Source organism: Elusimicrobiota bacterium, assembly GCA_041660185.1.
GTDB lineage: Bacteria > Elusimicrobiota > Elusimicrobia > 2-01-FULL-59-12 > 2-01-FULL-59-12 > JBAZWU01.
The window spans coordinates 53514-78096 of sequence record JBAZWU010000007.1 but is presented as its reverse complement, the minus strand read 5'-3'; the positions used below and the strand labels follow the sequence as shown (position 1 = coordinate 78096).

The following is a 24583-nucleotide window of genomic DNA, read 5'->3' as shown; positions in this document are numbered from 1 at the left end:
GCAACTCATTCAAGGTATTCTCGAAGCGGCCGGCTGCGAGAGGGATGGCGCAGCTTACGGATCGCTTTGGCTTCAATCTGCCGCACACGCTCGCGCGTGACATTGAAAATGCGGCCGACTTCTTCGAGGGTCCTGGGATATCCCGTCCCGATGCCGAATCGCAAGCGGATGATCTGGGCTTCCCGTTCGCTGAGCGTGGACAGAATCCGTTCAACTTCCCGGTGACGCAGGAATTCGTGCGCGGAGCGGGTCGGCGAAGGACCCGTGCGGTCCTCAATAAAATCCTCGAGATACGAATCATCTTCTTCGCCGACCGGCGTGGTCAGCGAGATCGGGTCCTGCATGATCTTCAGAATTTCGCGCACCTTCTCAACCGAAAGGCGCAGGTGTTTGGAGTATTCTTCAACGGTCGGGTCGCGCCCGAACTCTTGGCGGTAGCGGCGGGACACCTTGGTCAGCTTGGAAATGATTTCCTTCATGTGCACCGGGATGCGGATGGTTCGGGCCTGGTCCGCGATGGCGCGGTTAATGGCCTGACGAATCCACCAGGTGGCATACGTCGAGAATTTGAAACCGCGTTTGTACTCGAATTTCTCGACGGCTTTGATCAATCCCAGTCCGCCTTCCTGGATCAGGTCAGCCAGTTCAAGGGAAGAGTTCAGGTGCTTCTTGGCGATGGAAACCACCAGCCGCAAGTTCGCGCGGATCAGCTTCAGCTTGTCGACAAGGATCGTCTCTTCGAGCTGGCGGATCTGGTCGTACGTGCTGTAGAGCGTTTCCTTGGGAAGCGGCAGCATCTGCTCCATACGATGGAGGCGGGTGATCACGTTTTCCAGATTGATCATCGTCGATTCCAGCGCCATGGGCATATACCCGGTCGTCTTCTTAAATGCGGCGGGGGTGATCTTTTGTTCGCGGTACTCCCGGAAAAGTTTCAACAACGCATCTTGAGGAATCTTAAAGCGTTTTTCGTAGCGAAGCACTTCGGATTCGGCTTCGCGCAATTTCTGAGCGATGACTTTGATCTTATTGGTCAGCCGTTTGATCTTCTCAAGATTCAAATTCAGGCCGACGATCTTATTGATGATCTGGGTGCGCTCCTTGGTGACACGCTCCTGGAGTGACGCGCGTACCGCCGGGCTCAGGTTCTTCTTTTTCAGGCGTTCTTCCGCCCGTTCCATCTTATTCTCACCAGCCATGATGAACTTCACGACATTCTTCATCTTCTGGCGCATCCAGGAGAGTTCCTGGTTGGTCTTGCGGCCACGCGGCATCAGCTCTTTCGGCGTCATCTCCTGCTGGGCCAGCAGGTTTTCCCAGTTGCGGATTTCCCGCAGGGTAATCGGGGATTCCAGCACCATCAGCTTCAGCGTTTTTTCGTTTTCTTTGATGTTGCGGGTCAGGGTGAGTTCCTGCTCACGGGTCAGGAGCGGCACTTTGCCCATCTCCGTGAGATACATCCGGATGGAGTTGGTTGTTTCCGCGCCGATTTCGGGCAGCACTTCTTCTTCCACGGGCTTGTCAGCCGGACGGATAAGGTCTTCCTCGCGATCAACGACTTCGATGCCTAAATCTTCCAACGTGCCAAAGAGTTCGTCCAATTCTTCGCCGCCGATGGACTGCTCGGGCAGACGGCGGTTGATCTCATCGTACGTCAGGTAGCCGCTTTCCTTCCCCTGTTCGATGAGGGCTTTGATTGGATCTTTCTTTGCTTCTTGTTCTTTGGGCGTTTGCGCTTCAGCCATGAGACGGAACCTCCTCAGGTTACACCAAACCGGCCGGATTCGATTTTGAGCCTTTTAATTTTCGCGACAAATCGTTATACGTCTGGACGCGCTGCGTATCGACAGGGATCTGCCCGTTGATCATCCGGTCGATCTCCGGCTTCATCTCCCGCAACCGGGTGGTCTCCTGCTGCCGGCGCCAGGCCCCCAACAACTCCCGCATCACGTCGAGTGGCTGCGCGTACTCCCGGGTCTGCAGCGCCAGCCGTGTGATCCATTCTGAAATGTCGTCCGGCAGGGCCGGCAGAGCATCCGACAAATTCAGCGTGCCCGACCCGATCCGCGTCTTCAAAACTTTCCACGCGCTCCGGCACCGGGCGTCCTGCCACTCGAACAGCTCGAGCATTTCGCAGACGCCCCCCGATGGATAAAGGATCGCGGCCAGGAGGATTTCTTCCTCCAGAGACAGAAATACGGATTGTTTTTCTTCGGAAGCCCTGGGAAGCACCTTCTCGGTCTTTTCCGAATACTCCTTCGGCATCCGCTTCATCTGCTGCGCCAATATCAATTTCTGCGTACGCAACGCTTCCGCCAGACGCCCCAGATGCTCATCCTGCAAAAGTGGATCGCGCATCCGGCCGATCAACGGCAAAACATCTTTCGCCACCGCCAGCTTATGCTCCGGCAAAGTTCCGGGATGCCTCTTCAGCGACTGCGCGATAAAGTAATCCATGAACGGAACCGGATTCTGCAGCTGCACTTCCAGTTCCTTCGCCCCGCCGCGCAAGAGCAATTCATCGGGATCCAGTTCATCCGGAAGCGTGACCACGTCCACTTTCAGACCTTCCGCGATCAGCAGTTCCCCGCCGCGCAACGTGGCCGCCGCCCCCGCCGCGTCCGGGTCAAAAAGCAGGGTCACATGATCAACGTAACGCCGCAAAAGCCGTATATGCTCGTCCGTCAGCGCGGTTCCGAGCGTCGCGACGGTGTAATCAAACCCGAACTGATGACACACCGCCACATCCATGTACCCTTCCAGCACCACCAGGTGATGGCGTTTGCGCAGCGTCGGCAACGCCTGGAAGAGACCGTACAAATGCCGGCTCTTGGAGTAGATCGGCGTTTCCGGCGAATTGATGTACTTCGGCATCGCGTCGCCGAGGGCACGGCCTCCGAAGGCCACAAGACGTCCTTGCGCGTCCCAGATCGGGAAGATGATCCGGTTCCAAAAATGATCGTAGGTCCGCCCGCTGCCCTCTTTGCGCCGGATCAACCCGGCGGACTCCAGCGTCTCGGGACTGAACCCCTTCCGTGCCGCGGCATCGCGCAAGGCGTTGCCCGAGGACGGCGCAAATCCGATACTGAACTTCTCGAGCGACTCGGACGAAAGGCCACGCTTCGTTAAATAGTCGAGAACCGGCTTGGCTTCCGGAGATTCCAATAATTGCCGGTGATAGAACGTGGCGGCATCATCGAGGAGACCGTAAAGCAGTTGTTTTTTTTTGGTTTCTTCCGAAACGTCCTGCCTTTGCGCTTCATCCTCAACCGCGATGCCGACACGGCCAGCCACTTTGCGAATCGCTTCAGGGTAGCTCAAGCCTTCCGAAAGCATCAGGAATTTGAAGACATCGCCGCCCACGCCACAGCCGAAACACTTGAACAACCCCATCTCCGGATTAACGTTGAACGAAGGCGTCCGCTCCTGATGAAACGGACAGCGCGCCATGAAGTTGCGCCCGCTCTTTTTCAGACCCGGAACGCTTTCCCGAATCAATTCCACCAGGTTAACGCTCTCCCGAACCCGGGAGATGGTCTCTTCAGGAATCATAGGTTTGTGTTAGGGAACTTAGGATTTTGTGTCTGAAAGCTGCTGCTGCACGACTTGCTGGGCCATTTTTCCGTCGGCGCGTCCTTTAATCTGCGGCATCACCGTCGACATCACCTTGCCCATGTCCTGCGGTCCCTTGGCGCCGATGGAAGCGATCGCCGTCTGCACAATCTGCAGGAGCTCCGCTTCCGACAACGCGGCGGGAAGATACGCCTGCAAAACCGCCAGTTCCGCTTCCTCCTTCGACGACAGGTCCAGCCGGTTCGCCTTCTTATACTCCCCGGCCGCCTCGCGGCGCCGTTTGGCCTCCGACTGAATGACTTCGAGCACTTCCCCATCCGAAAGGGTTTTCGTGCGCTCGATTTCCTTGACGCCGATCGCGGACTTCAGGAGACGCAGAGTCGATACGCGAATCGCTTCGCGCTGCTTCATCGCCGTCAACAGGTCCTGGGACACTTTGACTTGAAGATCCATTCCAAATCCTTATTGTTTCATCATGCGGCGCCGCAGCTTGCGACGCGCTTCCTGCGCCTTCTTTTTACGGCGCACGCTGGGTGGCTCGTAAAATTCCCGGCGTTTAATCTCCTGCATGATGCCGTTGCGCTCACACTCTTTTTTAAAGCGGCGCAGAGCTTCCTCAATCGATTCATTCTCGCGAACTTTAATTCCGATCAATCGTCAACACCTCTCCTTCAAAACTACCCCGGGGGCCATCCCATCCGGCGGCCCGCCAGCACATGGTAATGCAAGTGGCGGACTGTCTGATCAGCGTCCTTCCCGTTATTTACAACCACTCGAAATCCGGTGTCCTCGACTCGTTCCGACCGGGCCACCGCCTGAATGGTTTCATAAATCTGCATCAGAAGACCGGCGTGTCTGGACTCCAGCGAATTGATGGAGTCGACGTGTTCTTTGGGAACAACAAGAACATGCACCGGTGCCCTTGGATTGACATCTCGAAAAGCCAGGGTGGTCGGCGTTTCGTGGACAACCGTAGCCGGTATTTTTTTCTCTATAATACGGCAAAAAAGACAATCAGGCTGAACCATCAAAGAGCGGATATTATAGCGATTTCAAAGGCGGCAGGCTAGCGAAAAGAAGTTGGCGAGGCGCTTCCACAGCAGACTTTTCTTCGAAAGAACCGGGGCCATCTTTTGCCGTCCAAAAGCCATCAAGAGAGGAACCGCCACCGGGAGAAGCAAACTGGAAATCCAACCCAAACCAAGGCGACTGGATCCACCCCCCCACAGCATCTGGCCCCAATCCATCCAGGAGAGGCCCAGAAACCCGTGACGGACAGCCGCGCGCTCCTCCATCACAGCCGAGCGGCGCGCCTGGATGCGTTCGACGATGGCCTGTCGATTCAGGAGAAAATTTTGCGTATCCATTCAATCGTTTCCCGTATCTCGCGGCGTGTGGCTTCAAACGGTGAGCCGACCTTTGGATGGCGGCGCCCGACCCAAAGGCCAATGACCAAAGCAGCCAGGCCATAAACCCCTCCCATCACAAGACCGGCGGTTCCCAGCGTCAAGCCCAGTCTCAGGAGTCCGGCGATCAGGGCGATCTGCAGATAAACAAAAGCCGCCACAGCCAGGACACAGGCAACGACGATGGCTATTAGCCGCCGGAGCGCCTGACGCGCCTCGAAACGGGCTTCCAGCGAAACCAATTCCGCATGGTCCATGAGAACATTCAGCAGTTCTCCAAACCGGGAGTGCTTTTTTCTCGTTTCATTCGTCATAGGAGCTCACTCATATGTAAACACAACTTCAAACGATTGCAACAACTATTGTATTTAAGCAATTAAAACAGCATCCGAACCGATTTCCGTTGGATGGATCGTCCGGAACTCCCCTTCCGGAATGGGATCACGGGAACGCACACGAACATAATGTTCGGTATAACCGGAGCTCAGGGACTCCAGGAGGACCCTCACGGGACGGTTCAAAAATCGATTCGCAAAGCGCTGTCTCAGGTGCAGATCCAGCTGAAGAAGGGTCCTGCAGCGTTGGCTCTTGGTCTGAGGATTCACCTGATCACTCAAACGTTCCGCCGGGGTTCCCGGACGGACCGAGTAACGAAAAACATGAATCCGCGAGAAGGCTTCTTCCATCAGAAATCGCTTTGTGTTTTCAAAATGTTCCTGTTCTTCCCCAGGAAAACCGACGATCACGTCCGTACTTAAAGCGACGTCCGGAATGCGCCGTCGGATCTCGTGAATCAGGGATCGATAGCGACCGGCGGTGTACCAGCGGCCCATCCGCTTCAGGACCCGGTCGTCTCCCGATTGCAGCGGGATATGAAAAAACGGGCAGAGTTTAGGCTGGGAAGCCGCCAAAGCGATGAGCGCATTCGACATTTCCGTCACTTCGATGGAGGAGAGCCGAATACGAAAATCCCCCGGCAATTCCGTCAATCGCTGGATCAGAGTCGCCAGGTCCCAGGGGACATCGTCTCCGGTCCACTCATAGCGTCCCAGGCGCACACCGGTCAGAACAATTTCCCGAAAACCCCGCGCGAGGTACGTTCGAGCTTCGTCCAATACGAGGGTGGGAGGCCGGCAGACCATGACCGGCCGCACGGAAGGCACAATACAGTAAGTGCACGGCCCGTCACAGCCATCCTGGATTTTGATAGTGGCCCGTGTTCGGTCCGCAAGCAGAACCCCGTCACGCCTGGCAGCGTTCTCGATACAGGAGGCCGGCATTCCCAGCGCCACCGCCACAAGCGGTTTTTCCCGGTTGCCGAAAACTTCGACGCGAGGGGAAACGGCGCGCAACTCCACCGCTGAGCGTTCGGCATAACAACCCGTCACCAACACGCGCGCTTCGGGATGTTCGCGCAGCAGCTTCCGGATCAGCTGGCGGCAGGAGCGGTCCGCCTCCTCGGTCACCGTGCAGGAATTGATGACATAGACATCCGCGGCCTGTTCTTCGGGCACCACCTGGAAATCTCCTGAATGAAGCAGGCTTCGAAGTTCCTCGGTTTCGTACTGGTTGACTTTGCAACCGAAGGTGTGAAAGGCAATCGTCTTTGAACTCATTTTGCCTCAGGCGTATCCTTTCGGAGATAGAGATCCGAAAAGATATCGAAGAATACAGGAAGGATGGCAACGAGAACCGGCCCGATCAGAACACCCTTGACGCCATACAGTTCGGCTCCGCCGATAATCCCGAAAAACAAGAACAACGTTGACAGCTTGGCTTTCCGGCCGATAAAAAAGGTCCGCAGCAGATTGTCCAACACAGAAATGACCAGAATCCCCCAGAGCAGAATGAAGATCCCACGGCCATAGGAAGCCCTCGCGAGCAGGAACACTCCCATCGGCACCCAGACCAAAGCACTACCCACAACCGGAATAAAAGAAGCGATCCCTGTGAGGAGGCCGAAAGTCAAAGGAGCCGGAACACGGGCCAGTCCATAACCGAGCGTGGCGCAGGCCATCTGGCAGAGCCCTGTCAAGATGGAGCCCCGGACGATCTCCGTAACAATCAACTTTAACTTCTCCACCAGACGGTCTTGATCATGCGCCCGCATCGGAATCAGCCTTCGGGCTTGATTCAACATGGTTTCCCCGTCGCGAAAAAAGAAAAAGAGCGTAAAAACTAAAATGGCCAAAGAACCGATCGACAAAATCGTATTGGTCGCCAGAGACTGCCCAAACGCACCCATCCAAGAAAACAATTGGCTTCCCCATTGAAGCAGGATACGCTCCACATCAAAACGACCCAGCCCCCCCAGCCAGAGCGGCCACCGCGCTTCAATCGAGCGCATCCATGACGTATGGAGGAGTGTCGTACCGTGCCGCCAGCTCTCCAGGGTCTGGCCCCAATGCTGAAGCATGGGAACCATCGACTGCGACTCACTGATGAGAAACCAGGAAACAGCGATGAGGGGTCCGACGATCAGGGCCACAACAATGATCGTCGACAAAAGAGCCTGTAAGCCAGCACTTCGATGCCGCATCAATCGACCAATACGTTCATGAATCGGATAAGCCAAGATCAACAAAACAACAGCCCCGAGTATCGGGGTCAAGAAGGGGGCGATCAGCTGGGCGAATTCATATAAAAGGAAAGCAAAGAAGATCAGGAAAAAAGAATAAAAAAGCGTATTACGGTTCATCGCAGCACCTCTCTCAATTCATGGAGCGCCAATGTGGCCGACACAATCCCGGCAGTTTCCGCGCGCAACAGAGTTGGACCCAGCGACACCGGGACGCACCCCTGACGACGAGCGAAATTCACTTCATCCTCTTCCCATCCCCCCTCCGGACCAATGAAGACCTGCGCGGCCTGCCCTCTGAATCCCTGACAAGCCTGACGAATGGTCCTGGATGTTTCCTTCTCCCAAGGGATCAGGCGAAGCGGTTCTCCAGATGGGGCAACGGCCAAGACATCCGACAGCACTTGGGGGGTTTCGATCACCATCATATCCGCACGACCGCATTGCTTGGCCGCTGCCAGCGCGATGCGACGCCAGCGCGCCACTTTCCCCGCCACGTCACGGCCCTCCGTTTTGACGATAGTCCGCGCGGTCTCGACAGGAACCAATCGACGGACACCCAGTTCGCATACTTTTTCGATGAGCCAGTCCCACTTTGGACCTTTCAGCAACGCCTGGTAAAGCGTGAGTTCTGGACCTGAGACAACAGCGGTCGAGCGCGTTTCCAACAGAATGCCGTTGAGCGCTTCCGGCGTCACCGATTCAATGCGTCCGGTAAAAGACGTGCTCTTCCCGTCGAATAGTTCAAGCGTATCGCCGCTTTTTTTTCGAAGGACATGGATCGCATGGCGGGCTTCCGAACCGCTTAAGAAAAAGCGGCCGTCACGGATGTTTTCCGGCGGGATAAAGAATCGAGGCATATCAACCTCTCGCGTCCGCGTCGTCATCCCCCGCGGGTTCAGGCGGGGGATCTATGGGTTCCCCGCACCGTCCACCCGTTGAATCAAACAGTCGGTGCGGCCCCGTCAATAAAAACATCGACGGGAGGTCGGGGCCGCCAGTGGCTGCGGGGAATGACGTTGGGGGTCACGCATCAGCCTCTACCAAAGATTTTTTTTAGCACGCTTTCGTCGTATCGGGCAGGATTTTCACCCAATGTTTTAGCGAATTCCTGGAGCAACCGGCGCTGTTCGCTGGTCAGCTCTTTGGGAATATCGACAATCACTTTAACGAACTGATCCCCCTGGCCGCGGGCCGCCAGGCGCGGCATGCCGCGATCGTGCAGGCGGAACAACGTCCCCCCTTGTGTTCCAGGAGGGATCTTCATGGTCACAGGTTCTTCCATGGTGGGCACGGGGGTTTCGCAACCCATCACCGCCTGGGGGATGGACACATGGACCTCCGTATAGAGATCATCCTCCTCACGGATAAAATGGACATCCTTGGCCACATGAATCACGACATAGAGATCCCCCGCGGTCCCGCCGCGATGCCCGGCCTGACCGCTGCCGGAAATGCGCAGCGAGGTTCCCTCGCGCACACCAGGCGGAATACGGACGGTAATGGTCGAAGATCTCTCAACAATACCGGTGCCGCGGCAGGAGGTGCAGGGAGATTGGATGGTCTGCCCTTCACCATGGCATGTGGGACAGGCGGTTTGCATGACAAAGAATCCGCGCTGGGAGCGTACCTGCCCAACGCCGCCGCAGGTTTTACAGGTTTGAATGTTCGATCCCGGCTTGGCTCCGCTTCCTTTGCACGTGTCGCAGGATTCGGCGCGGTGCACTTGAATCGGCTTATTGAGGCCTGCGTAAGCTTCCGGAAGCGTAATGTCCGCCTCGACAGCAATGTCCTGACCGCGGGACGAACGGGAACGCCGCCCGCTTCCGGAGAAGGTCTCCGCGCCGCCGAAAATATTGCCCAGGATATCCCCTAGGTCTATATCCCCCAGATCGGAAAAACCCCCGCCAAAACCACCGCCACCCGGGTATCCTCCGGCATTCATCCCGGCGTGCCCGAAACGGTCGTAGGCGGCCCGCTTTTGCGGATCGGAGAGAACTTCATACGCTTCATTAATCGTCTTGAAGTGAGTCTCCGCGTTTTTATCACCGGGATTCTTATCCGGGTGATATTTGATCGCCTGCCGCCGGTAGGCCGCTTTTATTTCGTCCTGGTTCGCACCTTTAGACACGCCCAGGGAGTCGTAATAGTCCTTTTTATCCGCCACTGGTCCCTCAACCCACCCGAAGGGGTATTATTTTTTCTCGTCGTCGACAATTTCGGCGTCGACCGCCCCGCTCTGGGATTGATGGGCTTCCCCATTACCTGATGAGGCACCCGCTTCGCCTTCCGGAGGAGCACCAGCGGCGCCTTTGGATTTTTCCGCCGCCTGTTTGTAGATGGCTTCGGCCAGCTTATGCGAAACGCTCATCAGGCTTTCTTTGGTGCGCTTCATGGCGTCCACATCCGTGCCCTTCAAGGCCTCTTTCGCTTCCGCCAGGGCGCGGTCGATTGCCAGGCGTTCGTCATTGCTGGCTTTGTCACCATGCTCTTTCAGGGATTTTTCCGTGGCGTAGACCAAACCGTCCAGCTCGTTTTTGGCCTCGATTTGTTCCTTGTTCTTCTTGTCTTCTTCGGCGAATTGTTCCGCCTGTTTGACAAACTTCTCGACGTCGTCCTTCGAGAGTTTGCTCGGGGACGAAATGCGGATCGACTGCTCCTTGTTGGTCCCCAGGTCCTTGGCCGTCACGTGGAGAATCCCATTGGCATCGAGGTCGAAGGAGACTTCGACCTGCGGCATGCCACGCGGCGCCGGCGGGATGCCGTCCAGGATGAACTTTCCGAGCGAAACATTGTCTTTCGCCATCGGCCGCTCCCCCTGCAGCACGTGCACCTCAACGGAAGGCTGATTGTCTGCGGCTGTTGAGAAAATCTGCGACTTTTTGACCGGGATGGTCGTATTCCGGTCGATGAGCGGGGTTCGCACACCGCCCAGGGTTTCGATCCCGAGCGTGAGAGGAGTCACATCCAGCAACAGGACATCCTTCACTTCTCCCGTGAGCACTGCGGCTTGGACCGCCGCGCCCAAAGCGACGCACTCCATCGGATCAATGCCATGCTCCACCTTCTTGCCGACATAATCTTCGACGAACTTCTGGACGATCGGCATGCGGGTTGGTCCGCCCACCATGATGATCTTCGTGATATCCGAAATGGCTTTCCACGAATGCTTCGGGTTATTGCGAGAATCGTTCAGAGCACGATCCACCGGACCTTTGCAGCGATCAATAATCGGAGAGACGATCGCCTCAAGTTTGGCGCGGGTCAGTTTCTGCGCCAGATGTTTGGGACCGGAGGCATCCGCCGTAATGAACGGCAGGTTGATTTCCGTCTCCATCACGCTGGAGAGTTCGATCTTCGCTTTCTCAACCGCTTCCTTCAGACGGGTCGTGGCCAGCTTGTCGGTCATCAGGTCAATGCCCGACCCCTTGCGGAATTCACCGGCAACGTACTCGATCAGCGCGTTGTCCATGTCGGTCCCTCCAAGCTGTGTATCGCCGGAGGTGGCCACCACTTCGAACGTCGCGTCTTTTCCCGTGCTGGACATATCCATCAGCGTGACATCCAGCGTCCCGCCGCCGAGATCAAAAACCATGATCTTCTGGTTTTGCCCGGATTTATCCAATCCGTAGGCCAGACAAGCCGCCGTCGGCTCGTTGACCAGGCGGACAACTTCCAGACCGGCGATGGCGCCGGCGTCTTTGGTCGCCTGGCGCTGGTTATCGTCGAAATACGCCGGAACGGTGATCACCGCTTTGGCTATCGTATCGCCCAGGTATGCTTCCGCGTCTTTTTTTACCTTTTGAAGGATAAAAGCGGAGAGTTGCTGCGGAGTATATTCCTTGTTCAAGACTTTGTATTTATGATCCGTCCCCATCTTCCGCTTGAACGCGCTGAGCGTGGCTTCCGGATTGCTCACCGCCTGGCGACGGGCCGGTTCTCCCACGAGCAGCTGGGAGTCCTTCGTAATAGCCACATAAGACGGGAACGCTTTCCCGCCGAGAGTCGTTCCTTCCGCTGACGGGATGATGGTGGGTTTCCCACCTTCCATTACCGCCGCGGCTGAATTCGATGTTCCAAGATCAATTCCAATGATTTTAGGCATGATACGTTCCTCCCGTTCGTCTATTCCTCTTCGACGGGACTTGCGGCGATGAACTCATCCACCGCAGGTCCTTAAATTCGACCCGCTACGATGCCGCAGCGGTTGGCTCTTCGTTCTCCGCGCTTTTGGTCACGCCGACGCGTACTCGGCTGGGGCGTAGAATGCGCCCCTGAAAGGCATATCCTTTTTGAAGTTCCGCCAGCACCTGGCCGGCCTGTTCAGGCGGAGTTTCCACCCGTTCCACGGCTTCCGCCGTGTGGGGATCCAGGGGTTTCCCAATCACGTCCAGCACCTGCAAACCCTCTGCTCTCAAGAATCCCGCAAAGTTCTTATGCAAAATTTCGAGTCCCGTCAAAACCTGTTTAATGTCGGTGGCGCTCTGCGTCTGTGCCAGAGCTTGTTCAAAAATATCCACGAGGCCCAATAACGGCATCAACACGTCCTGCTTCCCCCAAAGTCGGGAATCGGCCTTTTCTTTTTCGGTCCTCTTGCGGTAGTTTTCAAACTCGGCTTTCAGGCGAAGCAGCTGATCGTAATACTCAGCAGTCCGCTGCTTGGCTTCGGCCACCGCCTGCTGAAGGATGGCGAGCTCCGCCAGTTTTTCCTCAAGTTCAGGCCCTATCTCGGGTTTTGGGTCACTCATACCGGTTCATCTTCTCCAGCATTTGATTGACGATGCGGGTGACCCCTTCAACCAACGCGATCATGCGGCCGTATTCCATCCGCCGGGGCCCGAGAATCCCCAGAACCCCAAGGGTATTGTCCCCCATCTTATAGGTAGACGAAACCAGCGAGATGCCGCGCAGCTCGGGCTGGGTGTTTTCTGCACCAATCCGGACGCTCAAACCGTCCTTTTTCATCGCCTTTTCCAGGACAGAGGTGAGGAGGCTTTTTTCTTCGATAATGCGCAGCAGACCTGTCATCTGCTGATAGTCATCGCTCGTGTCCGGGAACGAAAAAATATTTTCGCCGCCATCCACATAAACCTGGCTTTCGGAAGCATGCAAATCAAAGGCGGACCGAGCGAGTTCCTTGGCCAGCATCAGCGATTGCTCCTCTTCCTGCTGGATCGCTTCAATGTGATGCAATATCTGCGTGCGAACTTCCGCCAGGGGAAGTCCGGCCAGCCGCTCGTTCAAAAGATGGGACATCATCCCCAGGCGATCCGCGGAGATGGAGTGGGAGAGAGACACCACCCGGTGGCGAATCAGACCCGTCTGGGAAACAACCACAACCAGGACCTGGTTCCCGCCCAGGGGAATTAACTGGAGACGGCGCAAGATGCTTTTATCAAATCGGGGAGATAAGACCAATCCCGTGTAATGAGAGAGAGAAGAAAGCATGTGCGAAGTCGAGATCATCAGGTCTTCCAGTTCTTTTGTTCGCGCCCCACACTCGCGGCGGATTTTTTCCTCTTCCGTGGCTGCGATGCTCTGCACATCCAGGAGGGAGTCCACGTAAAACCGGTACCCCTTGTCCGTGGGAATGCGACCGGCGCTCGTATGGGGCTGAATCAGGAACCCTTCCTTTTCTAAAGACACGAGAAGGTTGCGCACGGTGGCCGATGACATGCCGAAGTTGTATTTATCGACAATAATATGGGATCCGACCGGCTTTCCAGTCCGGACGTAATGATAGATGACGGCCTGCAACAGGCGTCTTTTTCGATTTTCTTGTGTAGAGGGATCAATCGTTCGCATTGAAGTCTTCCATCCGAAAAACTAGCACTCCCAATATCTGAGTGCTAGTACTTTATCATCTCCTCGGATTTCATGTCAATAGAAGTGATTCGAGTTGATATTTAGATATGTTTTCAACTGCTAATTTTGAGTAATATTTAGTGAATGCCTATTTCTTAAGTTTGAAGAGCAAAGGATATGGACAACGACATATTGACACACAGAATTGATCTGTTGTACTGTCTAATTCATGAGTACAACGATTTTTTCCGCGAAGCCGTCCAGGATGCCCATGTGTATGTGTTGCGAGGGCGGGACGCTTTGCGTCTGCGATCGGAGAATGCTCTAGACAAAACAGACCATCCGAAGCAGAAACAATCGCAAGCGCCCCGCCAGATGAATGGCGGGGTTTTTTATTTCTGCTGTTTGGCCACTAAACTTAAGGGAGACCCAACATGAGTGCAATTGACGCAAAACTAAAACCAGAAACACTGGCCCTTCACGGAGGGCAGGAACCGGATCCGACCACAGGATCCCGGGCGGTGCCCATTTACCAGACGACCTCATATCAATTCAAGAACACCGACCATGCCGCCAACCTGTTCGGGCTGAAAGAATTTGGAAACATTTATACCCGCCTGATGAACCCGACAACGGATGTTTTTGAAAAACGCATCGCGGCCCTGGATGGAGGCATTGGAGCGCTGGCAGTGGCCAGCGGGCAGTCGGCGATTACGCTATCAATCCTCAATATCGCCAAAGCCGGCGACGAGATTGTCTCCGCAGACAATCTGTACGGAGGAACTTACAATCTCTTCCACTACACCCTTCCGAAATTCGGGGTCAAGGTTAACTTCGTACCTTCCAATGATCTGGCGGCCCTTGAAAAGGCCATTACGCCCAAGACCAAGGCGGTCTACGCGGAGTCGATTGGCAATCCCAAGCTGGATGTGGCGGACCTGGAAGGGATCTCAAAAGTCGCGCACAAAAACGGGGTTCCGTTCATCCTCGACAACACCGTCTCGCCTTATCTGCTGCGGCCGTTCAATCATGGCGTCGACATCATCGTCTACTCGGCGACGAAGTTCATCGGAGGCCATGGGACCTCGATTGGCGGCCTGATCGTGGATTCCGGGAAGTTTGACTGGACCAACGGGAAGTTCCCCCTGATTGCCGAAGCCGATCCCAGCTACCACGGCATCAACTTCGTCGAAGCGCTCAAACCCATCGGGAACATTGCCTACATCATCAAGGCGCGCGTGACGCTCCTGCGGGATATCGGACCGGCGTTATCGCCCTTTAATGCTTTTTTGTTTCTGCAGGGACTGGAGACGCTGCACTTGCGGCTGCCGCGCCACTCCGAAAACGCGCTGTCGGTCGCGCAGCATCTGGAAAAGCACCCGAAGGTCAGCTGGGTGAGGTACCCCGGCCTGGCTTCGAGCCCTGAAAAATCGCGTGTTTCGAAGTATCTCCCGAAAGGGGCTGGAGCGATCCTGGGTTTTGGAATCAAAGGCGGTATTGAAGCCGGGAAGAAATTCATCAACTCGCTGCAGCTTGTGTCGCACCTGGCCAACGTCGGTGACGCGAAATCACTGGCGATCCATCCCGCGACCACGACGCACCAGCAGCTCTCGGCCGAAGAACAACGCGCGACCGGTGTCACGCCGGATTTCATACGTCTATCCATCGGCATTGAGCATATCGACGATATCCTCGCGGATATCGATCAAGCATTAGCGAAAGCAACGAACTAATGCGATAGAATTGAGGGGTTTCCTTATGAGCAAAATCTACGAAGACATAACCAAGACCATCGGACACACGCCTCTGGTTCGCATTAACCGGCTGACGGAGGGAGCTGGAGCCACGGTTCTGGCCAAACTGGAGTTTTTTAATCCGCTGTCCAGTATCAAGGATCGCATCGGTCTGGCTATGATTGAAGCCGCCGAAAAATCCGGGGCCTTGAAGAAGGGGTCGGTCATCATTGAGCCGACGAGTGGGAACACCGGTATCGCCCTGGCCTTTGTCAGCGCGGCCAAAGGCTACCGCCTGATTCTGACGATGCCGGACACGATGAGCGTCGAACGCCGTCAAATCCTCAAGGTCCTGGGAGCGGAACTGGTCCTGACCGAGGGAGCCAAGGGAATGAAAGGGGCCATTGCCAAGGCTGAAGAGCTGGCGAAGGAAACCCCGAACAGCTTGATTCCCCAGCAGTTCAACAACCCCGCCAATCCGGAGATCCATCGGCGAACGACCGCTGAGGAAATCTGGGGCGATACCGACGGCCAGGTGGATATCTTCATCGCCGGCGTCGGCACGGGTGGAACCATTACCGGCGTCGGCGAAGTGCTCAAAAAACGGAAGCCGTCGGTTCGGATTATCGCGCTCGAACCCGATGACTCGCCGGTTTTGTCGGGCGGACAGCCGGCCCCCCATAAGATCCAGGGCATCGGAGCGGGATTTGTTCCCGGGGTTTATAACAGCCAGGCGGTCGATGAAATCATCCGCGTGAAGACTCTGGATGCCGGGGCCACAGCCCGCCGGGCGGCTAAAGAGGAAGGCATCCTGATCGGGATCTCCGGCGGCGCCGCGCTCTGGGCCGCGCTGAATGTCGCCCGCCGGGAAGAATCCAAAGGAAAAACGATTGTGGTCATCATTCCGGATACGGGTGAACGGTATCTATCCACCTGGCTGTATCAGGAAACATAACTGATTTGTTACGATTGGGTATGTTTAAAACGATTCTCCAGGATATCCGGGCGGTGGGTGAGAACGATCCTGCCGCACACAATATTCTCGAAACGCTTCTGTGCCACACGCCGCTGCACGCGATTCTGATTTACCGTGTGGCTCATGTCCTTTACCGGATCAAAATACCGATCCTGCCGCGTTTTCTCTCCACTCTCGCGAAAATCGTGACCGGTGTCGAGATCCATCCGGCCGCGGTCATCGGGGAAGGGTTTTTCATTGATCACGGGACCGGCGTGGTCATCGGCGAAACCGCTCAGATCGGGAAAAACTGCGTCATGTTCCACAATGTAACACTTGGGGGAACCGGTAAACATCACGGCAAGCGCCATCCGACCGTCGAAGATAACGTTCTCATTGGAACCAACAGCGTTCTCCTCGGTCCTCTGACCGTCGGATCCAACGCACGGATTGGCGCCAACTCGTTTCTCATCATGCACGACGTGCCCCCGAACAGCACCGTGGTTGGCACCCCGGCGCGCATCGTCAGGCAAAACGACCGCAAGGTCGATTTACCGCTTCCGGAAACTCCGGAACCGGCCCCCCAATCCCACTAAACGTTCGTTAAGCAAAAGGAAGTAATACCTGGTTAGTAATTCGAATATACGCGTCAGGGATGCGCCAGCAACCGGGGCGGATTTCCTCCAACCAACCCTTTTCGGCCAACCGGCGGCGATGGGAAAACCATCCGGGATTATCTTCCCTCTCCCAGTTGCATCCTTCACGCAGGCGAAGCCCGAGCATCAGGCGTTCGAATTTTCGGGTCTTCGCATCCAAGATCTCCTGTGAAAGCCAGGGGAGTCGCTGAGCCGTAACATCGGTTTCATATCCGTTAAGTGTCTTCTGGTTCTGCCAGCGCACCCCCCCGACACAGCCCACCGCTCCCACTCCGAGCCCGAGGTAATCCTGTTGGCGCCAGTAAATCATATTATGCTCGCACACCCTGCCCGGACGCGCGAAATTAGAGATCTCATACTGCTCATACCCCTCTTGCCGGAGATACGAACGGGACCATTCATACATCTGCGCCTGCCGGTCTTCATCGATACGCAGACCTTTGTCGAAGAAGGACGTATGCTCTTCAATCGTCAGCGAATAGAGGGACAGATGTTCCGGCGCAAGCGCCACCGCCGATTGGAGGGACTTCCGCCAGTTCTTCATAGACTGGCCGACGATGCCGTAAATGAGATCGAAACTGATGTTTTGAAAACCGCTTTGCCGCGCGGTTTGATAAGCCTGCCGGAACTGCTCCGACGTATGAAGGCGGCCTATCTCCCGGAGCAGTCCATCATCAAACGTCTGCAGGCCCAAGCTTAAACGGTTGACGCCAGCACGCCGCCATCCGGCGGCTTTATCAGCGGTGACGCTTTCCGGATTGGCTTCCAATGTGATTTCAGCATCGGGCTTGAGAGGAAAGCATTCCTGAAGTGCCTGAAGGATGAGCCCGATATGGGAGAGTTCTAAGAGCGATGGTGTCCCGCCGCCGAAAAAAACAGTCTCGGCTGTCCGCCCGCCCCAGAGCTGCTTAGAATGCAGCCGTATTTCATCGCATAGATGGTAGACGTAAGTCGAAATACAATCTTCGTTCCCGGTAAAAGAAACAAAGTCGCAGTAACCGCATCGAGAACGACAAAAGGGGATGTGTATGTAAAACCCAGTCCGTTCCGTACTTATTCGTTGCTGAGATGAACTCGAGAAAACCGGCAAGCACTACTCCAATGGCCAATGGTCCACCAGATCACGGTAAGACCCAACAGCCCCAAGGCTCCGTAAATCGCGGTACCAGGGAGTTTTTCCTGAGCAATCATGTCGACCGTCAAGCTAATGCCGCCAAACCCGATTAAAGGCGCCAACCAAATGGAAAACTTGGAGAACCGCCAGAGCATGTACCGTTCGCGGCTGGAAACGATTGCACTGATCCGCCGGATCGCAGGGTCAATTTGATCGTTATGATCCTCGACATAGAGTTCGGCCCATGACCGGGCGAATTTGAGCCTCAGGCAAGGCGTATGCGTATAGACGACCAGCGTTTTCTCGACACCCGAATCCTGGGGAATATCCGCCACGCGGTCATAGACGGCGCCATGACAAGCCAGATGATACTGTTGGGGCTGGAGATCCTTCAGGATCACCTCTTCGATCTGCGCCAAATCCTGTCTCCGGATATTCGGCATTTTAAAAGAATACGAATAATAGCTTCCTAGCGATTTCTTCGCCATAAAATCCTCCCCTTACGATTTCTTATCGGCGTTCTTCTCACGCATGACTTCGACGGCGGACATGACAGCGCCGGCCAGGCCGGCGGTTTCAATGGGAAGCAGAATTTTCGTCGCTTGCCCGTCAGCCATTTTCCCCAGCGTCTCGAGGTATTTGATCGCGATCAGGTCTTTGGTCGGATTGCCATTGTGAATGGCCTGGTAAACGACCTCTGTCTCATATTTATGGGCGTCCGCAACACGTTTGATCGCCTCGGCCTGGCCGTTGGCCCGCAAAATCATCGACTGCTGCTCGCCGTCCGCGGCCAGAACCACCGCGGTTTTGCCTCCCTCCGCTTTCAAAATGGCCGCTTGCTTGAGCCCTTCGGCTTCCAGGATCGCCGCGCGCTTTTCCCGTTCAGCCTTCATCTGCCGGGACATCGCGTCGGTAATATCGCGCGGCGGTTCAATTTTCTGAATTTCCACGCGCACGACTTTAACCCCCCATCTATCCGTGGCTTCGTCCAACACCTGACGGAGCTGAGTATTAATCCGCTCACGACTGGTCAGCGTCTGGTCCAGTTCCAGTTCGCCGATGATGTTTCTCAGGTTCGTCTGGGCCAGCTTGATCGCGGCCATAGCGAAATTCGCCACATTGTAGACCACCTTGGACGGGTCCGTGACCTGAAAATAGATAACGGCATCCACCGTGACAGGGGCATTATCCTTCGTAATGACCTCCTGCGGTGGGACTTCCATCACCTGCTCACGCATATCGACGAGGCGCAGGGCCTGAAAGGGCGGGAAAATGACGAGCAACCCGGCCCCGGTTGTACGACTGTACTGACCAAACGTTTCAACCAGGCCTTTTTCAAACTGGCGTACAATCCGAAGCATCCGGCTCGCATAAATAACAACGGCAACCGTGATGATGAACCCGGTCGTGGATAGAAATGGAAACATTAGTAAATCCTCCTGATGATAACGTGCGTCCCTTCGACGCGAATAACCTGACCCCATTGCCCCTTTTCGAAAGAATCCTGCTCGGAGAGGGCCCGCCAATCCTCCCCGACAATCTTGACGATCCCGGGCGCCTCCGGCCGCACCGGCTCAACCACCAGGGCTTTCTGATTAATCAACTCGTCCACATTCGAGGCATGCGGCCGCGGCGTGAACAAGAATTTGGCCAGAGGGATGAGCGTGGGAATCAAAACCACCGATGTCACGAGAAACACCGTCCACGGCAGCCAGGCCATGGTACTGAAATAGGCCGCGACAGAAGCGGCCAAAGCACCCAGTGCGAGTCCCAGAAAGAAAAAATGAGTCGGCGGCGGGATGATTTCAATCACGACGCAGCCCACCGCAACAACCAGCCAGATTTCAGAAGGAGTCATCATCGAATTATTTTGACCCGGCGAATCGGCCAGTACACCAGCCAGGCTTTTCCTTTCAGATTTGAATTAGGCATCGGGCCCCAGAAACGCGAATCAAAGGAACCATCCCGATTGTCCCCCATAACAAAATAGCAGTTTGGAGGGACCCGAACAGGCCCAAACGTATCCCCCACCTGATCCCGGCGGAAGATCGAAAACTCGCCGGACGCCCATTCCCGCTGATACTCGTCAGCGTTCATGGATTTTAATGCATTGGGCCAGATACTGTCGTCCCGGTAGATGGCGTAGGATTCCTCCTGCAGTTGACCGTTGATATAGACGTGTTTGTCCTTGATTCGGATCTCATCTCCCGGCAATCCGATGGCGCGCTTAATAAAGTCTTTGTGCGCATGTTGTTCGCGCTCTTCCCGGGACTGCAGGGCGGTCGAAGGGGCTTCAAACACGACGATGTCCCCCCGCCGCACATCCCTCAGCTTCAAAACGCGACGATCGGTAAAGGGAATCCGGATGCCGTAGATGAATTTGTTAACGAAAAGGTGGTCTCCGATTAGAAGCGTGTCTTCCATGGAACTGGACGGGATCTTAAATGCCTGAACCACGGAGTACATGATCACGGCCGCCAGCAAAATGGCTGAAAAAGAGGTCTCGACCCATTCTAGATCGCCCGTCAACAGACCGAGGGCCCCGTCCTTCCGCGTGTCACGGCGGAGCTGGACAATCGCCCAGAGGAACCCGATGACGGCTCCGGTTACAGGGAATCGCGGGGTGGGCCCATGGATTTCCATTGACGCGCTGAGAACAAAACCGGCCAGCGCACCCACGACCACGAGAAAGAACAGGTGCAGGCCGGCCACTACCACGCGCTGTTGCATCAAAGAATCTTTCTTGAATATCTTGCGCAGAAGATAAGCGTATCCGCCTAAACCACAACCAATCCAGAATAGTGTCGCTTCCATTACTCCTCCAATTGTAATCGTTCTCGTTCTCTATCGTCATTCCCCGCGGGTTCTGGCGGGGAATCCAGACAAGCTACCCTACGGCATGATGGATCCCCGACAGAGTCACTCGGGGATGACGGAAAAGATCTTATCGTTTCAAAATAGCCATAAAGGCTTCCTGAGGGATTTCCACTTGTCCAAACTGTTTCATTCGGCGCTTTCCCTCTTTTTGCTTCTCGAGAAGCTTCCGCTTGCGCGTGATATCGCCGCCATAGCATTTCGCCAGCACGTCTTTGCGCATCGCCGGGATGGTCTCTCGCGCAATAATCCGATTTTCAATCTTGGCCTGTAATGGAATCTCGAACATCTGCCGGGGAATGAGCTCCTTGAGCGACTCCACCAGCGACCGCCCCTGCGCATAGGCCTTGTCCTTGTGCACGATAAACGAAAAGGCGTCAACCATCTCGCCGTTCACCATGATTTCCATTTTCACCAGATCCCCCGGACTGAAGCCGGTGTGGTCATAATCGAACGAAGCGTACCCTTTGGACAGCGATTTCAGTTGATCATAGAAATCGCTCACGATTTCAGCCAGCGGCAACTCGTAATGGAGCGCGACACGCGTCGACGATAAATACTTCATATCATGGAAAATCCCTCGACGGTCCTGGCAGAGCTGCATCAGCGGACCCACAAAATCAGCCGGGGTCACAAGGGTGGCGGAGACATAGGGCTCCAGAACCTGCTTAAACTCACCGGACAGAGGAAATTTTGCGGGGTTATCCACCCTCTGTTTTTCATCCTGCAGATTGATGACCTCATAAATAACATTGGGAGCCGTAATGATCAGCAAAATCTGGAACTCGCGTTCGATCCGCGTCTTCACGATATCCAGGTGCAGCAAGCCGAGAAAGCCGGCGCGGAACCCGAAGCCCAGAGCCGTCGATGTTTCCGGTGTAAAGACAAAAGCGGAATCGGTTAAATGGAGTTTTTCGAATGCTTTCTTCAGGTTGTCGTAGTCCGCGGGATTAATCGGATAAATGCCGGCAAAAACAAAAGGCTTCAGTTCTTTATAACCGGGATGAGGTTTTGCCGTGGGCCGCTGGGTGGACGTAATCGTATCGCCGACCCGGACATCACTCAGATCCTTAAGCCCGAGGATCAGGTAACCGACTTCGCCGGCGCTCAAGCGCTCCTTCTTCACATACTTGAGCTGAAGAATACCGACTTCCTCGGCCGTCATCGTCAGTCCGGATACCATGAACGTAAGAGGCATGCCTGTTTCAACTTCGCCCTCCAAGATCCGCGCATAAACGACAACCCCTCGGTACGTATCAAAAACAGAATCAAACACCAAAGCCTTGAGCGGCACAGCCGTGTTCGTTGGGGCCGGCGGCACGCTCTTCACAACAGCTTCCAGAATCTCTTCCGTCCCTTGTCCCAGTTTGGCGCTGGCCAGAATCGCCTTTCGGTTAATGCCCAGAATTTCCTGCAACTGGCGTTGGCATCCCTCCACATCAGCCGCCGGCAGATCGATCTTATTGATCACGGGAATGATTTCCAGACCGGCATCGCGAGCCAGGGTAGCGTTCGCCAAGGTCTGCGCTTCAACACCCTGGGTGGCATCCACCAGAAGCAGCGCCCCTTCACAAGCGGCCAGCGCGCGCGACACCTCGTAAGTGAAGTCCACATGCCCCGGGGTATCAATGAGATTCAGCACAACCACCTGTCCGGTGGATGTCGAGGTGTAGGCCATCCGGACCGCTTTGGCCTTGATCGTGATCCCGCGCTCCCGTTCGAGCTCCATATCGTCCATCATCTGATCGCGCATCTCGCGCTTGGAAATCGTACCGGTCGCTTCCAGAAGGCGGTCCGCTAGGGTCGATTTTCCATGATCGATATGCGCGATGATGCAGAAATTACGGATATCCATTTGAAATTAGATCTTTGGAGTGGCAAGGCGTTTTTGGACGGCATCCTGCTCCGTCATCTGCAGGATCTCCTGGGCAAGTTTCTGGGCGTCCGAATAGACCGTCTGCCGGATCAGACGTTTGATACGGGGCACCGCCGCGGGAGGAACGGAAAGCTCATCCAATCCCATCCCAATTAAGATCTTCGTGAAGGTGGGATCTCCCGCCATTTCGCCGCACATGCCGACCCATTTTTCGGCCTTATGCGCCGCCTCGATGACCATGTGAATCAATCGCAAAACACCGATATGGAGCGGATTATAGAGCGACGCCACGTTCTCGTTTACACGGTCCACCGCAAGGGTGTACTGGATCAAATCGTTGGTCCCTAACGACACATAGTCCACTTCTCTGGCCAATAGATCAGCGATCACGGCGGCCGAAGGGGTTTCAATCATCACGCCGATTTCGACGTTCGCATCAAACGGGATAGCTTTCGACCGCAACTCCTGTTGAACGTCTGCCAGAATCGCATTGGCCTGCCGGAGTTCTTCAACACTGGTAATCATCGGATACATGATCTTGAGTTTTCCTTCGACGGAAGCGCGAAGAATGGCCCGAAGTTGTTCTTTGAAAATATTCTGGTACCGGAGGCAGAGCCTGATGCCGCGAAGGCCCAGGAAAGGGTTTTGTTCGTTATTAAGCCCCGTCACGCCCAGATTGGCCAGCTTATCCCCGCCCAGATCGATGGTGCGGATAATGACGGAGTACGGAAGCATCTGACGGGCCACCGCGCAGTACTTTTGATAGTGGTCTTCTTCCGTAGGCAGGCTGTTCCGGCCGATATACAGAAACTCCGTCCGATAAAGCCCGATCCCTTCCGCACCGTGCCCGAGCGCGGTTTTGACCTCTTCAGGAGTTTCGATGTTGGACGCCAGAACCAGGCGCCGCCCATCCGGCGTCTGAGCCGGCAAGTCTTTCAATTTTTCGAGTTGCCGGCTGTCGGCCAGTTGAATTTCATGTACTTTGCGGTAGTTCTCGAGCATCTCGGGGGTGGGATTGATGACGATCAGACCTTCGTTCCCATCCACAATCAGGGTGTCGCCGGCTTTCACCTGCGCCACCAGTTCGCGGAGCCCCACGACCGCCGGGATTTCCAATCCCTGGGCCAGGATCGCCGTATGCGAGGTTCGTCCGCCGATGTCCGTGGCAAAACCTTCCACCAGATCGTCCCGCAAACGCATCGTATCCGACGGAGACAAATCGTGCGCCACCACAATCGAGCGCGAGGTGAGCTCCGAGAGTTGCGAACCGGCATGCCCGAGCAGATGCCGCATGACGCGCTTGCCGATATCCGTGACATCGTCTTTGCGCTGACGGAAGTATTCATCCCCGAGCTGGTCAAACATCCGGCCCACACCGTCCAAAACAGCGACCAGCGCGGCTTCAGCGTTCATCATTTCCTGGGTAATCTTTTTCTCAATATCCTTGCTGAAGAGCGCGTCCTCCAGAATCAGCAGGTGGGCATCGATCAGCGCCGCATGCGATTTCCCCAGAACCTTCAAGACTTTCTCGCGCGTTTCCAGAACGTCCGCACGGGTCTTCGCGATGGCCTGCCGGAAACGGTGGATTTCCTTCTTGATCTCGTCCTTGGCGAGCGACCGGAAGACATAGGAAAGCGATTCTTCCTTGACAATAAAAGCTTTTCCGATGCCGATCCCCGGGGACGCCGCGATCCCGCGGACAACGATGGATTGCGAATGGGTTGGTTCAGTTGCCATAGGGGTCAATCCTTTTCATCAAACCGGTTCGTAAAAAGTGCATCCAGGGCGGTCAAAACATCGTTTTCATCCAACCCGATCGCTGTCACCACCACTTTGGAGCCTTCTTCTGCCGCCAACATCATCAGTCCCATGATGGACTTGCCGTCCACCTCCTGCTCTCCTTTACGGACTTTCACGTTCGAGCGGTAACGGCTGGTCGTTTGCACAAAAAGCGCGGCGGGCCGGGCGTGCAGCCCAAGACGATTCTTGACGGTAAACTCTTTTACGGCCATG

25 protein-coding genes are annotated in these 24583 nt (G+C 55.5%); 3 read left to right on the top strand and 22 right to left on the bottom strand.

What is annotated here, in order from left to right; all coding sequences use genetic code 11:
* Positions 1-5: 5 nt before the first annotated feature.
* The 14 genes from WC859_07080 to hrcA all read right to left on the bottom strand — a co-directional run bounded on the left by WC859_07080 (position 6) and on the right by hrcA (position 13362).
* Positions 6-1745 (bottom strand): sigma-70 family RNA polymerase sigma factor, encoded by a 1740-nt coding sequence (locus tag WC859_07080; protein MFA5975916.1) that lies wholly within the window; start codon positions 1743-1745, stop codon positions 6-8.
* A 19-nt stretch (positions 1746-1764) separates the two neighbouring features.
* Entirely contained in the window at positions 1765-3552 is a 1788-nt protein-coding gene (gene dnaG, locus WC859_07075; protein ID MFA5975915.1) for a DNA primase, read from the bottom strand.
* Positions 3553-3570: 18 nt separating this feature from the next.
* Positions 3571-4026 (bottom strand): GatB/YqeY domain-containing protein, encoded by a 456-nt coding sequence (locus WC859_07070; GenBank protein MFA5975914.1) that lies wholly within the window; start codon positions 4024-4026, stop codon positions 3571-3573.
* Positions 4027-4035: 9 nt separating this feature from the next.
* Positions 4036-4227: a 30S ribosomal protein S21 gene (gene rpsU / locus WC859_07065; GenBank protein MFA5975913.1), complete on the bottom strand. Its 192-nt coding sequence runs from the start codon at positions 4225-4227 to the stop codon at positions 4036-4038.
* A gap of 23 nt (positions 4228-4250) precedes the next feature.
* Positions 4251-4601, bottom strand: coding sequence for a histidine triad nucleotide-binding protein (locus WC859_07060; GenBank protein MFA5975912.1), 351 nt, complete (start codon positions 4599-4601; stop codon positions 4251-4253).
* Between the two features lie 24 nt (positions 4602-4625).
* Positions 4626-4940, bottom strand: a complete 315-nt coding sequence (locus WC859_07055) for a hypothetical protein (GenBank protein MFA5975911.1) — start codon at positions 4938-4940, stop codon at positions 4626-4628.
* The gene (locus WC859_07050) at positions 4916-5293 is read right to left on the bottom strand and encodes a phage holin family protein (protein MFA5975910.1); all 378 of its coding nucleotides are present in this window, start codon (positions 5291-5293) and stop codon (positions 4916-4918) included. The genes WC859_07055 and WC859_07050 overlap by 25 nt, the downstream gene beginning before the upstream one ends.
* 54 nt (positions 5294-5347) lie before the next feature.
* Positions 5348-6595, bottom strand: a complete 1248-nt coding sequence (mtaB, locus tag WC859_07045) for a tRNA (N(6)-L-threonylcarbamoyladenosine(37)-C(2))-methylthiotransferase MtaB (GenBank protein ID MFA5975909.1) — start codon at positions 6593-6595, stop codon at positions 5348-5350.
* Entirely contained in the window at positions 6592-7677 is a 1086-nt protein-coding gene (locus tag WC859_07040; protein MFA5975908.1) for an AI-2E family transporter, read from the bottom strand. Before WC859_07040 ends, mtaB begins: the two co-directional genes overlap by 4 nt.
* Positions 7674-8417, bottom strand: a complete 744-nt coding sequence (locus tag WC859_07035) for an RsmE family RNA methyltransferase (protein ID MFA5975907.1) — start codon at positions 8415-8417, stop codon at positions 7674-7676. The genes WC859_07040 and WC859_07035 overlap by 4 nt, the downstream gene beginning before the upstream one ends.
* Before the next feature lie 173 nt (positions 8418-8590).
* Positions 8591-9724: a molecular chaperone DnaJ gene (gene dnaJ, locus WC859_07030; protein ID MFA5975906.1), complete on the bottom strand. Its 1134-nt coding sequence runs from the start codon at positions 9722-9724 to the stop codon at positions 8591-8593.
* Between the two features lie 27 nt (positions 9725-9751).
* On the bottom strand, positions 9752-11662 hold the full coding sequence (gene dnaK, locus WC859_07025) for a molecular chaperone DnaK (GenBank protein MFA5975905.1): 1911 nt from the start codon (positions 11660-11662) through the stop codon (positions 9752-9754).
* 85 nt (positions 11663-11747) lie between these two features.
* Positions 11748-12305, bottom strand: a complete 558-nt coding sequence (locus WC859_07020; protein ID MFA5975904.1) for a nucleotide exchange factor GrpE — start codon at positions 12303-12305, stop codon at positions 11748-11750.
* Positions 12298-13362 (bottom strand): heat-inducible transcriptional repressor HrcA, encoded by a 1065-nt coding sequence (hrcA, locus tag WC859_07015; protein ID MFA5975903.1) that lies wholly within the window; start codon positions 13360-13362, stop codon positions 12298-12300. Before hrcA ends, WC859_07020 begins: the two co-directional genes overlap by 8 nt.
* 434 nt (positions 13363-13796) lie before the next feature.
* Here hrcA and WC859_07010 point away from each other — a divergent pair, with 434 nt between their 5' ends.
* From WC859_07010 to epsC, 3 genes are read left to right on the top strand one after another with little or no spacing between them, the layout of a single operon-like run.
* A complete protein-coding gene (locus WC859_07010; GenBank protein MFA5975902.1) occupies positions 13797-15095 on the top strand; it encodes a homocysteine synthase in 1299 nt (432 codons plus the stop codon).
* A gap of 25 nt (positions 15096-15120) precedes the next feature.
* Positions 15121-16050, top strand: a complete 930-nt coding sequence (gene cysK / locus WC859_07005) for a cysteine synthase A (GenBank protein MFA5975901.1) — start codon at positions 15121-15123, stop codon at positions 16048-16050.
* 20 nt (positions 16051-16070) lie between these two features.
* Positions 16071-16646, top strand: coding sequence for a serine O-acetyltransferase EpsC (gene epsC / locus WC859_07000; protein MFA5975900.1), 576 nt, complete (start codon positions 16071-16073; stop codon positions 16644-16646).
* Between the two features lie 7 nt (positions 16647-16653).
* On the opposite strand, the gene hemW is transcribed toward epsC, so the two are convergent.
* The 8 genes from hemW to WC859_06960 form a co-directional block, all read right to left on the bottom strand.
* The gene (gene hemW, locus WC859_06995; GenBank protein MFA5975899.1) at positions 16654-17796 is read right to left on the bottom strand and encodes a radical SAM family heme chaperone HemW; all 1143 of its coding nucleotides are present in this window, start codon (positions 17794-17796) and stop codon (positions 16654-16656) included.
* On the bottom strand, positions 17760-18308 hold the full coding sequence (locus tag WC859_06990; protein MFA5975898.1) for a hypothetical protein: 549 nt from the start codon (positions 18306-18308) through the stop codon (positions 17760-17762). Before WC859_06990 ends, hemW begins: the two co-directional genes overlap by 37 nt.
* A gap of 12 nt (positions 18309-18320) precedes the next feature.
* Positions 18321-19247 (bottom strand): SPFH domain-containing protein, encoded by a 927-nt coding sequence (locus WC859_06985; protein ID MFA5975897.1) that lies wholly within the window; start codon positions 19245-19247, stop codon positions 18321-18323.
* Complete coding sequence (locus tag WC859_06980) at positions 19247-19681, bottom strand: NfeD family protein (protein ID MFA5975896.1); 435 nt, start codon at positions 19679-19681, stop codon at positions 19247-19249. The genes WC859_06985 and WC859_06980 overlap by 1 nt, the downstream gene beginning before the upstream one ends.
* Positions 19678-20634, bottom strand: a complete 957-nt coding sequence (gene lepB, locus WC859_06975) for a signal peptidase I (protein MFA5975895.1) — start codon at positions 20632-20634, stop codon at positions 19678-19680. The genes WC859_06980 and lepB overlap by 4 nt, the downstream gene beginning before the upstream one ends.
* Positions 20635-20764: 130 nt before the next feature.
* Positions 20765-22549, bottom strand: a complete 1785-nt coding sequence (gene lepA / locus WC859_06970; protein MFA5975894.1) for a translation elongation factor 4 — start codon at positions 22547-22549, stop codon at positions 20765-20767.
* Between the two features lie 6 nt (positions 22550-22555).
* A complete protein-coding gene (gene ptsP / locus WC859_06965; protein MFA5975893.1) occupies positions 22556-24307 on the bottom strand; it encodes a phosphoenolpyruvate--protein phosphotransferase in 1752 nt (583 codons plus the stop codon).
* A gap of 5 nt (positions 24308-24312) precedes the next feature.
* On the bottom strand, positions 24313-24582 hold the full coding sequence (locus WC859_06960) for an HPr family phosphocarrier protein (protein ID MFA5975892.1): 270 nt from the start codon (positions 24580-24582) through the stop codon (positions 24313-24315).
* Position 24583: the final 1 nt, after the last annotated feature.